Here is an 11,678-nt window from a genome sequence, read left to right on the forward strand (position 1 = left end):
GAAGGGAAGGGGGAACCTTTCCCGAAAGGTTCCCCCTTCCCTTCCCCCGGCCGCCGGAGGCCTCCCCCGTCCATGTCGTTTGCGGCTAGCTTCGGTGGATGGCGAAGGGACCGAAGGCCTGGTCCACGGGCATTATTTCCATGGAGTTGATGTTGACGTGGGCGGGCAGGGTGGTGGCCCAGTAGACGCACTCGGCGATATCCGTGGCCGTGATGGGGCTGGTGCCCGCGTAGACCTTGTCGGCGGCGGCCTTGTCGCCCTTGAACCGGACCACGGAGAACTCGGTCTCGCACAGGCCAGGTTCGAGGTTGGTTACCCGCACTTTGGTGCCGAGCAGGTCGGCGAGCAGGTTCTTGGAGAACTGGTTCACGAAGGCCTTGGTGCCGCCATAGCAGTTGCCGCCGGGGTAGGGGTAGGTCCCGGCCACGGAGCCGAGGTTGACGACGTGGCCCGTGTTGCGGGCGACCATGCCGGGCAGGATGGCGCGGGTGATGTAGGTCAGCCCCTTGATATTGGTGTCGATCATGGTTTCCCAGTCATTCAGATCGCACGCCTGGGCGGGCTCCAGGCCCAGGGCCAGGCCCGCGTTGTTGACCAGCACGTCGATGTCGGCGAAGTCGGCGGGCAGGGAGGCCACGGCGGCCTCGCAGGCGGCCCGGTCGCGCACGTCGAAGCGGAGGGTGAGGACCGGTGCCGGGGCCAGCTCGTTTTTCAGTTCCTCAAGGCGGTCATTGCGGCGTCCGGTGAGGACGAGCCGCCACCCCTCGCGGGCGTAGCGTTCGGCCATGGCCTTGCCGAAACCGGCGGTGGCGCCGGTGATGAAGACGGTCTTTTGCATGTCGGGTCTCCGTATGGTTGGGGTGGAAGCCTCAAGGGGGCTTCGGATTGTTCAGCAGAGGGTAAGAGCATAATTCAGGGGCGTAAAGGGGTATTTATCTGCAAAATTGTAGGCAGAACAAAGTTAAATTTGACAATTAGAGGGAAAAGCCGAAGGACGGGCGGAGTTGGAGCCCCGCAAATGGACTTTTTGGTGACCATGGGGTAAAGGGCACAGGCCAGAGTAAAAAAAAGTTCATCATATTCGCCTGTTGCAAAAGGTCGGCGAATAATATTTAGCTTGCTAACAGGGCTGATTTTTACTATCTGATTGGGTACTTATGGCAAATCTCATCCTTGACGACATCTGTGTGCGGTTCGGCGGGCTGCAGGCCCTGACCGACGTTTCTTTTTCCGTGTCCGAGGGAGAGGTCATCGGCCTGATCGGGCCGAACGGCGCTGGCAAGACCACGGTCTTCAACGTCATCACCGGCGTATACCGCGTCTCCTCCGGCCAGGCCAGCTACGACGGCGCGACCATCACCGGGATGCGGCCCCACCAGATCCTGGGCATGGGCATCGCCCGCACGTTTCAGAACATCCGCCTGTTCCAGAACATGACCGCGCTGGAGAACTGCATGGTCGCGCAGCACAGCCGGTCGCGGACGGGCGTTGTCGGTGCGATCCTGCGCTCCCCGTCCCAACGGAGCGAGGAGGCTCGCATCCAGGAGAAGGCCCAGCAGGCGCTGGACTTCATGGGCCTGGGCCGCAAGGCGGACGAGGTGGCCTCCAACCTGCCCTACGGCTACCAGCGCAGACTGGAAATCGCGCGGGCCCTGGCCAGCGAGCCGAGGACCATCCTGCTGGACGAGCCCGCGGCCGGGCTGAACCCGGCGGAGTCCAAGCAACTGATGGAATCCATCGGCCGGATCACGAACCTCGGCATCAACGTGCTCATGGTGGAGCACGACATGAAGGTCGTCATGGGAATCTGCAACCGGATCATCGTGCTTGACCACGGCGTAATGATCGCGGAGGGGCTGCCCGAAGAGATTCAGCGCAACCCCGACGTGATTGAGGCATATCTGGGCCAGTAAGTGAGAGGCTGGCGCAACAGTCAACATGGAGAGAGTGTCAATGAAACGTTTACTCGTGCTGGTAGTGGCCCTGGCCCTGCTGGGTCTGGTGCTCGGCGGGTGCGGCGGCAAGGAGGAGAAGAAGGCGGAGAACATCCTCAAGATCGGAACGCTTTCTCCGCTGACCGGCCCCTATGCGGCGGACGGCAACGACATCCGCCAGGGCGCGGAGATCGCTGTGGAAGTTTTCAAGGCCCAGGGCGGCATCCCGGGCTATTCCGACATCCAGGTCTTTCCCCAGGACAGCGCCTGTGATCCGAAACAGGCCGTTGCCGCCGCCAACAAGCTGATCAACGACAAGGTCTCCGCCGTGGTCGGCGCCTACTGCTCCAGCTCCACCATCCCGGCCTCCGAGACCCTGGCCGAGGAGAAGATCATCATGCTCACCCCGGCCTCCACCAACCCGCAGGTCACCGAGCGCGGCCTGCCCTACATGTTCCGCACCTGCGGCCGTGACGACCATCAGGGCCCGGCCGCCGTCAAGTTCATGACCGACGTGGCGGGCGTGAAGAAGATCTTCATCGTGGACGACAAGACCACCTACTCCCAGGGCCTGGCCGACGGCGTCGAATCCGCCGCCAGGGCCGCGGGCATCGAGGTCCTGGATCACGACCACGTCAACCAGGGCGACAAGGACTACTCGGCCGTGCTGACCAAGGTCAAGGCCGCCGGTCCCGACCTGCTTTACATCTCCCTGCAGAACTCCGCCACCGGCGCGCTGATGGTCATCCAGGCCAAGCGCATGGGCATCGACGCCATCCTGATGGGCCAGGACGCCGTGTACCATCCGCAGCTCATGGAAATCGCCAAGGGCGACGCCGAGGGCATGTTCCTGACCTTCGGCGCCATCGACAAGAACGCCACGGCCTTCAAGGACTTCCAGGCCAAGTGGAAGGAGAAGACCGGCAAGGAGCCCGGCGCCTACTCCGCCTATTCCTTCGACTCCGCCACCGCGTACCTGAACGCGGTCAAGGCCGCCGGGACCACCGATCCGGCCAAGGTCCGCGAGCAGCTTATGAAGCTGAAGTTCACCGGCGCGTCCAAGGACATCTCCTACGACGAGAAGGGCGACTCCGGCTCCAACTACACCGTCTACCAGGTCAAGGACGGCGCGTTCGTGCCCTACTGGAACTCCCTGACCGGCCAGAAGTACTAGGCCTCACACCGAAAAAACGACCGGGGCCCCGCAAGCGGGGCCCCGGCACCGAGACCCCATGGAATTTTTCATTCAACAGTTGATCAACGGCATAACCCTGGGGGGCGTCTACGCCCTCATCGCCCTGGGGTATACCATGGTCTACGGCATCATCCAGCTCATCAACTTCGCCCACGGCGAGTTCTTCGCGGCGGGCGGGTACATGGGCGTGATCCTCATCTCCTACCTCTCCGCCCAGGGGCTGCATCCCTATGCCTGCCTGGCCATCTCCCTGGTCCTGGCCATGGGCTACTGCGCGCTGCTCGCCATGGCGGTGGAGCAACTGGCCTACAAGCCGCTCCGGCAGGCCTCGCGCCTGGCCGCGCTGCTTTCGGCGCTCGGCATGTCCATCTTCCTGCAGAACGGGCTGATGCTCACCCAGGGCGTGTACGACAAGGCCTACCCCACGGAGATCACCTCCGGCGGTTTGAGCTGGGGGCTCGTCTCGGTCTCCTACATGCAGATGTTCATCGTGGCCCTGACGGCGGGCCTGCTGCTCGGGCTCAACCTGCTGGTCTTCAAGACCCGCATCGGCCGGGCCATGCGCGCCACGGCTCAGGACAAGGTCATGTCCGCCCTGGTGGGCATCAATTCCAACCGCATCATCGCCATCACCTTCGCCATCGGCGCGGCCCTGGCCGCCGCGGCCGGGATCATGGTCGGGCTCTACTACGGCTCGGTCAACTACTCCATGGGCTTCGTGCCCGGCATCAAGGCCTTCGCCGCCGCCGTGCTGGGCGGCATCGGCAACATCACCGGCGCGCTGGTCGGCGGCCTGATCATCGGCATGGTGGAGGTCTTCGCCGCCGGATACGTCTCCGGCGAGTACAAGGACGTCTTCGCCTTCGTCATCCTGATCGCGGTCCTGTATTTCAAACCCACCGGCATCATGGGAGAGAACGTTGACGATACGCGGGTCTAAGAAATTATGGACGGGCTGCGCGGTCGGCCTGGTCTGGTTCCTCATCCTCCTGTGGCCCATGCTCGGCATCAAGCCCGAGGGGTTCGAGTTCGCCGCCACCTTCCAGGTCTTCGGCTACGTGGCCGTGGCCGCCGTGTTCGTGCTCTTCTTCTACCAGGTCAAGGAGGCGGGCTACCTGGACGCGGCGGGCAAGCCCATCCAGTCGGCGGCCGGGCTCATCCAGCGGGCCTACGCCAAGACCCCGACCTGGGTGCTCCTGGGCGCAACGCTCGCCGTGGCCATCGTCTTCCCGCTGGTCACCGGGCGCTACGCCCACGACGTGGCCATCTCGGTGCTCATCTACATCTGCCTGGGCCTGGGGCTCAACGTGGTGGTCGGCCTGGCCGGGCTGCTCGACCTGGGCTACATCGCCTTCTACGGCGTGGGCGCATACACCTACGCGCTGCTCAGCCTGAACTTCGGATTTTCCTTCTGGCTCTGCCTGCCCATCGCCGGGCTGCTGGCGGCCATCGCGGGCTGCATCATCGGCTACCCGACCCTGCGCATGCGCGGCGACTACCTGGCCATCGTCACCCTGGGCTTCGGCGAGATCGTCCGTCTCATCCTGAACAACTGGATGGCCCTGACCAACGGGCCCAACGGCATCCTCGGCATCCCCCGGCCCGAACTCTTCGGCTTCGACTTCCGCAGCCTGGCCTCGCTCTATTACGTCATCCTGGCCATCGCGGTGGTCACCGTGCTCTCGGTCTACCGCCTGAACTATTCGCGCATCGGCCGGGCCTGGGAGGCGATCCGCGAGGACGAGACGGCCGCCGAGCTGATGGGCGTGAACACCTTTTTGCTCAAGCTGCTGGCCTACGCCATGGGCGCGACCTTCGCCGGGTTCGCCGGGGCGTTCTTCGCGGCCCGGATGCGCTTCGTCGGCCCCGAGTCCTTCTCGTTCCTGGAGTCGGCCATGGTCCTGTCCATGGTCGTGCTGGGCGGCATGGGGTCCATCCCCGGCGTCATCCTCGGCGTGCTGGCCCTGGTGGCCCTGCCCGAGGTGTTCCGCGAGTTCGAGCTCTACCGCATGCTGGTCTTCGGCGGCGTGATGACGCTCATGATGCTGGTCAGGCCCGCGGGCATCTGGCCCGCCAAGCGGGTCGGCCGCCGGTCCGAGGAGATGGAGTAGGCGATGATGGTCGATAACCAGCCCATACTGGAACTGAGGAACGTGGTCTCGGCCTATGGCCGCATCAAGGCGCTGAAGGGGATTTCGCTCAAGGTCTATCCCGGCGAGATCGTGACCATCATCGGGGCCAACGGCGCGGGCAAGTCCACCACGCTGATGACCATCTGCAACATCGTCAAGGCCATCGAGGGCGACGTCTTCTACAAGGGCGAGCGCATCAACGGCGTGGGCAGCGACATCCTGCCGACCCTTGGCCTGTGCCAGGTGCCCGAGGGACGGCGCATCTTCCCTCGACTCACGGTCATGGAAAACCTCGACATGGGCGCGTTTTTCCGCACCGACTCCGCCGGGGTCAAGGAGGACGTCGAGCGCGTCTTCGAGCTCTTCCCCAAGCTGCGCGAGCGGCGCAGGCAGTTGGGCGGCACGCTCTCGGGCGGCGAGCAGCAGATGCTGGCCATGGCCCGTGCCCTGATGAGCCGCCCCACGGTGCTGCTCCTGGACGAGCCGTCCATGGGGTTGGCCCCGCTTCTGGTGCAGCAGATCTTCGACATCGTCCGGATGATCAACGGGCAGGGCGTGACCGTGGTCCTGGTGGAGCAGAACGCGAACCTGGCGTTGCAGTGCGCCAGTCGCGGCTATGTGCTGGAGACCGGCTCCGTGGTCATGGAGGATGCGGCGGACAAGCTCTTGGCCAACCCCGACATTCGCAAGGCGTACCTGGGCGAATAGCTTTTTCCCGCTTTTGCGGCGAAGCCCCCGGAAGCTGGCGCTTCCGGGGGCTTTTTCTCGGCTTGTGGCGCCCGGCGAGTGCCCGCCTTCTCATCGGCGTGGCTTTCTTCCGGTGCTGGCGGCCCGGCCGCTCGCCGATCAGTCGTAGGCCTTGCGCGTTTGTTCATCCGACATCGCTTGCTCGATCAGCGGGGCCCACGAAGGGTTGCTCCAGGTGCCGAGCCCGGTATGGAGATCGAGGTACTTTTGGGGAATCGGATGGGTGCCGACAACGACCTGGACGCCGTAGCGCATGGTAATGAAATCCTTGAATGTCTGAATGTGGGGGCAGGGCGGGTAGCCGACGAGCATCCCGGTCGCGAGGTGGATGACGTCCGCGCCGTTCTTGACCATTTCCTCGCCGGTATATTCGATGTTCCCGCCCGGACAGCCCGCGCAGGTGGTGTAGCCTACCAGCTCAAGGTCCGTATCCGTGTACATGCTGAAGGCGCCTTCCTTGTTTCGCAGGGCTCGCAGGCACTTCCCTCCGGCGCACGTCCGATAGCGGTCACAGATGATAATTCCGATTTTGGTTGTCTTTTTCATGGAGATTTCCCGAGATTTCGCTGAATGGTTCAAGGTCGAATGTCTTGTGAAGGTATGAGCATATATTAAAGTGAATTGCAACCAAAGAGGGGCGAGGAAAGGCAACAGGCAGAAGAGAAAGGCAAAAGAGTAGAGGCAGATAAGGGGCCGCCTCCGGCGGGACGTTATTCGGAGGTTTCGCGTCATGAAGGCGCGACTTTTGGACCAGAGCGCCCAAAAGTGAGTAAAAACCGCTCCTGGTGCGCCCCGCCAGCCCGCCCCGTCCACGGGGCAGGAAGCTGATCCAAGCGGCCTCCACTGGATTGGCCCCGTCCTGGAGCTCACCGCTTCGCGGCGCTGGCAAAGCCGGCGTCCAAATCCGCTGTCCTGCGGATTTGTCCGCAGCCAAGACGCCGAAAATGAAAAGCTCCGGGGCTGCGAAAAGCCGCTCCAGCCGTCTGGTCAGTTCCTAAGCCGCCTGGCCGCGGGGCTGCATCGGAGTAACTTGCCGAATCGCCGCTGCGGCAAGCAGCAGCCCGATCACCCGCAACGGAAGGAACTGAAGAAAATCGTCCGGGACCGTAGTCCCTTCCAGTTAATCCGTACAAGCCCAGTCCTATGTTCCTGCGCTTGGATCGGATGCTTGGCGACGCAACGACGAAGGCGGCCAAGCTGCTCGCAAGGCCTGTGTTTGGCCACAAAAAAGAAGCGCCGCCCGCCCAGGGCATTCAAAAAACCGGGAGGGGGAAGCGAACGCTTCCCCCTCCCGGCTTTCGGCAGACTTTCAGGCTGCGGCCTGCTTTCCTCTCTTCGCCGTACGCCTCGGCCGGCTCTAAGGCTTGAGCTGGCTGAGCACCATTCCCGCCAGCATCAGCCCGCAGCCGATCAGCGCGCGCACCGTCAGCGTCTCATCCAGCATCACGCACCCGCCGATGGCGGCGAAAACCGCCTCCAGCGACATGATGATGGCTGCGTGCGCCGACGGCGCGTCTCGCTGAGCCACGATCTGCAAGGTGTAGGCGATGCCCACCGACATGAAGCCGCCGTACAGGATGGGGATGCCCGCGTCGAGGATGGAGCCCATGGCCACGGGCTCGGTGGGGAAGGCCACGACCAGGCTCAGGGCCGCACAGGCCAGGAATTGGACGATGGACAGCTTGACGGCGTCGGCCGCGTCCATGCCGGGGGAGATTTTGCCCACCAGCAGGACGTGGGTGGTCCAGAAGAGGGCGCTGACGAGCACGAGCAGGTCGCCGAAGGCCACGGACAGGTCCGCTGTGACCGAGAGCAGGTACATGCCGACCACGGCGATGACAGCGCCCAGCCAGGTGCCCCAGCCGGGGCGCTCGCGCAGAAACAGGCCGCAGATGGGCACCAGGACCACATAGAGGCCGGTGATGAACCCGGCCTTGCCTGCCGTGGAGGCGTCGAGGCCGAAGACGGCGAGCTGCGGCCCGGCCAGTCCGGCCTGTTGCAGCGACGCACCGAAGAACAGGACCACGCCCAGCGCGATGCCGCCGAGGCCGATGCGTCTGGCCCCGGCGGGGGTGTATGTGGCGGCGCGGTTCTTCTCCAGGCGCAGGGCCAGGGGGATGAGGGCCAGGCCGCCCAGGGCGAAACGGATGCCATTGAATGTCAGGGGGCCGACATGGTCCATGCCGACCCGCTGGGCCACGAAGGCGAAGCCCCAGATGGCGGCGGTGACGAAGAGCAGGATGTCGGCTCTGAGGGCGCGGTTGTTCATGGAAATCCCTGTGGTTGCAATTGCGGCGGGCCGCCTTGCCGGTGATTCCCGATTCCGGCGCTCAAGTCAACCGGATTCGTGCCGGTCAGTTGGTCGGGACCTCGTTATCGCGGCGCTCCTTGAGGGCCTCGGCCTCGGCGTTGGCGCGTTCGGCCAGGAGCTTGATGAGGTCCAGGAGGTAGGCGTCGGCCTCCTCTGTCCCTTCGCGCGGGGCCCAGTCCGGGAAGTTCTTGTCCGATTCCTGGGCGTAGGGGCCGGTCTTGACCTCGAAGATGAGGGTGTCGGGCTTGAGGGCCACGAAGGTGTGGAAGACGTGGGGCGCGACGTCCACGCCGAAGGTCTCGGTGCCGGGCTGGAGCAGGGTGTGGCGCAGGAACTGGCCGTTGTCGTCGAACTCCACGAAGAGGAGCGCGCCGGAGATGGCCAGGATGGTCTCGGTCTTGGCCGGATGCAGGTGGCGGTGGGGAGTGACGTAGGTGCCGGGCTGGAAGGCGTTGAACATGCGGTGCACGAGCTCGCCGTCCTCCTTGTGGAGGCGCTGGAGCATGCGCTTGCGCGGGCTTTCGCGCGAGGCGGCCAGGAGGTTGCCGACCATGGACAGGGTCAGGGGGACGACGTCCTCTTCCGGGGCCGTGAAGGCCATGGGGTACTTTTTTTCTTCGGTCATGCACCTGGATGTACATGGCCGCGCGGGTTTGGGCAAGGCCGGGCGGCCGAGACCCGGCGGGCGCTAGGGCTCGACCACCAGGCCGGTCAGGTCGCCGAGTTCCTGGCCCGTCTCCTCGGCCTTGAGGACCCGGCGCATGATCTTGCCCGAGGTGGTCTTGGGCAGCGTGTCGCGGAACTCGATGGACTTGATGACCGCCACGGGGCCGAGCTCGTTGCGGATGGTGCGCTTGAGGTCCTTGATGAGGTCGTCGTCGGCCGTGACGCCGGGATTGAGGATGACGAAGGCCTTGGCCGCCTCGCCCTTGATCTTGTCCGGCACGCCGATGACCGCGCACTCGCTGACCGCGTGATGGCTGCCGAAGGCGGCCTCCAGCTCGGCCGAGCCGATGCGGTGGCCCGCGATGTTGATGACGTCGTCGGCCCGGCCCTGAATCCAGATGTAGCCGTCCTCGTCCTTCCGCGCCACGTCGCCCGCGTAGTAGACGCCGGGGATGGTCTCCCAGTACTTGCGGTACTGCTCGTCGTCGTTCCACAGGCCGGTCATCATGGCGGGCCAGGGCCTGGTGACCACCAGCAGGCCGCCCCGGCCGGGGGGCACGGGCTTGCCGTCGCGGTCCACCACGTCGCATTCCACGCCGGGCAGGGGCTTGGTCACCGAGCCGGGCTTGAGCAGCGAGATGGGCAGGGGCGAGATCATGAACATGCCGGTCTCGGTCTGCCACCAGGTGTCGAGCACCGGGCACTCGGACCGGCCGATGTTCTTGTAGAGCCAGGTCCAGGCCTCGGGGCTGATGGGCTCGCCCACCGAGCCGAGCAGGCGCAGGGAGGAGAGGTCGTGGGTCTTGGGATACTGGGTGCCGAAGCGCATCAGCATCCGGATCATGGTCGGCGCGGTGTAGAAGATGGTCACCCCGTACTTGGCCACGATGGCCCAGAGCCGGTCGGCCTGGGGATAGTTGGGGTGGCCCTCGTACATGACCGAGGTGGTGCCCGCCATGAGCGGCCCGTAGACCCCGGCGGAGTGGCCGGTGACCCAGCCGGTGTCGGCCGTGCACCAGAATATGTCGGTGGGCTTGATGTCGAAGACCGTGGTCAGGGTGCGGTGCACGCCGACCATGTAGCCCGCGTGGGAGTGGACGATGCCCTTGGGCCTGCCCGTGGTGCCCGAGGTGTGGAGCAGGAAGAGCGGGTCGTCGGCGTCCATGACCTCGGTGGGGGCCTCGTTGCGCTCCTGGCGGACCAGGTCCTCGTAGTGGAAGTCGCGGCCGTCGGCCATCTCCACGTTGATGTTGCAGCGGCGGACTACGACCATGGACTCCACGCAGTCGGCGCAGGCCCCGACCAGGGCCTGGTCGGCGGTCTCCTTGAGGTTGATGATCCGGCCGTTGCGGTAGAAGCCGTCGGCGGTGATGAGCAGCTTGGCCTGGGCGTCGTTGATGCGCTGGCGCAGCGCCTTGGCCGAGAACCCGGCGAAGACCGAAGTGTGGATGGCGCCGATCTTGGCCGTCGCCAGCATGGCGATGACGGTCTCGGGCAACTGAGGCATGTAGAGGACGACGCGGTCGCCCTTGCGCACGCCCAGGGTGCGCAGGGCGTTGGCGAAGCGGTTCACCTCGCGGTAGAGCTCGAAATAGGTGTATTTGCGGCTGTCGCCCGGCTCGCCCTCCCAGATGAGCGCCAGCTTGTTCTTTGTCACGGTCTCGATGTGGCGGTCCAGCGCGTTGTAGACGATGTTGCAGCGCGAGCCGGGGAACCATTTGTAGAACGGGGCGTCCTTGTCGTCGAAGACCTGGTCCCACTTCTTGAACCAGTCCAGCTCGTCGGCGGCCTCCTCCCAGTAGCCGAGGGGGTCCATGGCGGCGAACTTGCGCGCGGCCTCCAGCTCCTGGGGGTTGACGTTGGCCTCGATGACCAACTGCGGCAGGGGGCGGAAGACCCGTTCCTCCTGGAGCAGGTTGTCGAGCTGTATTGACTGGTCCATTATGTCCTCCTCGCTGTTCGGACCGGGAAAAGGCGGTCCGGCGAGTCTCACTTGTAGCAGGTTGTCCCCGCAACGCCCGGCCTTTTCGGTCAGCGGCCGTTGCGGCGGGTTGAACGGTTACAGGCCGATGATCTTCTTGAGCTCGGCGATCCTCCGTCGGCTGATGGGCAGCTCGATGCGCGTGCGGCCCACGGTGCGCAGCATGAAGTTGGAGCCGGGCATACTGGCGATCTCGGTGACCATGTCCAGGTTGACCAGGTACTTGCGGTGCACTCGGAAGAATCGGTGCGGCTCCAGCCGGTCCTCCAGGTTCTTGAGCCGGTGGGAGGAGAGATATTTCTGGTTGGCCGTGTGCACGTAGGAATAGTCCTCGAAGGCCTCCACGAAGATGATCTGGTCGTAGGGGATGAGGATGGTGCGGCCGTCCTGGCTGACGGCCAGCTTCTCGATCTCCTGGCGGCGGCCCGCGGTCTGGTCCCAGGCGGCCTTGAGAGCGGCCAGGAAGGTGTCCTGCTCCTCGTCGGGCAGGGGGAGCTGGACGGTCTGCTCGTCGCCGAAGTCGTCGGGCTCGGCCTCGGCCGCGTCGTAGGCCTGGGGGGGCGGCACCTCGCGGAAGCGGGTCTTGAAATTCTGGAGCCGGTCGATGGTCCGGGCCATGCGGCCCGGCGCGGGCGGCCAGAGCAGGTAGTCCGTGGCCCCCAGCTCGAAGGCGGCGTAGGCCTGGGTCTCGGAGTCGGAGATGAAGACCAGG

11 protein-coding genes are annotated in these 11,678 nt (G+C 65.0%); 5 read left to right on the plus strand and 6 right to left on the minus strand.

Annotation, left to right across the window (positions count from 1 at the left end; translation table 11 throughout):
- Positions 1–85: 85 nt before the first annotated feature.
- A complete protein-coding gene (locus PHP91_RS15535) occupies positions 86–838 on the minus strand; it encodes an SDR family oxidoreductase (protein ID WP_300142761.1) in 753 nt (250 codons plus the stop codon).
- Between the two features lie 319 nt (positions 839–1,157).
- Between PHP91_RS15535 and PHP91_RS15540 the strand changes: the two genes are divergently transcribed.
- The 5 genes from PHP91_RS15540 to PHP91_RS15560 are packed head-to-tail and all read left to right on the plus strand — an operon-like array spanning position 1,158 to position 5,969.
- Positions 1,158–1,913 (plus strand): ABC transporter ATP-binding protein, encoded by a 756-nt coding sequence (locus PHP91_RS15540; RefSeq protein WP_300142764.1) that lies wholly within the window; start codon positions 1,158–1,160, stop codon positions 1,911–1,913.
- 40 nt (positions 1,914–1,953) lie between these two features.
- Positions 1,954–3,108, plus strand: a complete 1,155-nt coding sequence (locus PHP91_RS15545) for a branched-chain amino acid ABC transporter substrate-binding protein (RefSeq protein WP_300142767.1) — start codon at positions 1,954–1,956, stop codon at positions 3,106–3,108.
- Positions 3,109–3,166: 58 nt separating this feature from the next.
- On the plus strand, positions 3,167–4,069 hold the full coding sequence (locus PHP91_RS15550) for a branched-chain amino acid ABC transporter permease (protein WP_300142770.1): 903 nt from the start codon (positions 3,167–3,169) through the stop codon (positions 4,067–4,069).
- Positions 4,050–5,240: a branched-chain amino acid ABC transporter permease gene (locus PHP91_RS15555; protein WP_300142773.1), complete on the plus strand. Its 1,191-nt coding sequence runs from the start codon at positions 4,050–4,052 to the stop codon at positions 5,238–5,240. Before PHP91_RS15550 ends, PHP91_RS15555 begins: the two co-directional genes overlap by 20 nt.
- A gap of 6 nt (positions 5,241–5,246) precedes the next feature.
- A complete protein-coding gene (locus PHP91_RS15560) occupies positions 5,247–5,969 on the plus strand; it encodes an ABC transporter ATP-binding protein (RefSeq protein ID WP_300142789.1) in 723 nt (240 codons plus the stop codon).
- 138 nt (positions 5,970–6,107) lie between these two features.
- Here the strand turns inward: PHP91_RS15560 and PHP91_RS15565 are convergent, their stop codons facing one another.
- From PHP91_RS15565 to PHP91_RS15585, 5 genes are all read right to left on the minus strand, one after another.
- On the minus strand, positions 6,108–6,740 hold the full coding sequence (locus tag PHP91_RS15565) for a CGGC domain-containing protein (RefSeq protein WP_366141591.1): 633 nt from the start codon (positions 6,738–6,740) through the stop codon (positions 6,108–6,110).
- A gap of 625 nt (positions 6,741–7,365) precedes the next feature.
- Positions 7,366–8,277, minus strand: a complete 912-nt coding sequence (locus PHP91_RS15570; protein WP_300142777.1) for a DMT family transporter — start codon at positions 8,275–8,277, stop codon at positions 7,366–7,368.
- Between the two features lie 85 nt (positions 8,278–8,362).
- On the minus strand, positions 8,363–8,944 hold the full coding sequence (locus tag PHP91_RS15575; RefSeq protein ID WP_300142780.1) for a WbuC family cupin fold metalloprotein: 582 nt from the start codon (positions 8,942–8,944) through the stop codon (positions 8,363–8,365).
- A 63-nt stretch (positions 8,945–9,007) separates the two neighbouring features.
- On the minus strand, positions 9,008–10,927 hold the full coding sequence (gene acs, locus PHP91_RS15580; protein WP_300142783.1) for an acetate--CoA ligase: 1,920 nt from the start codon (positions 10,925–10,927) through the stop codon (positions 9,008–9,010).
- A 117-nt stretch (positions 10,928–11,044) separates the two neighbouring features.
- Positions 11,045–11,678: response regulator transcription factor (locus PHP91_RS15585; RefSeq protein WP_300142786.1), on the minus strand; the 634-nt coding region annotated here is incomplete at its 5' end.

The sequence above is a fragment of the Pseudodesulfovibrio sp. genome (genome assembly GCF_028692895.1).
Lineage (GTDB): Bacteria > Desulfobacterota > Desulfovibrionia > Desulfovibrionales > Desulfovibrionaceae > Pseudodesulfovibrio.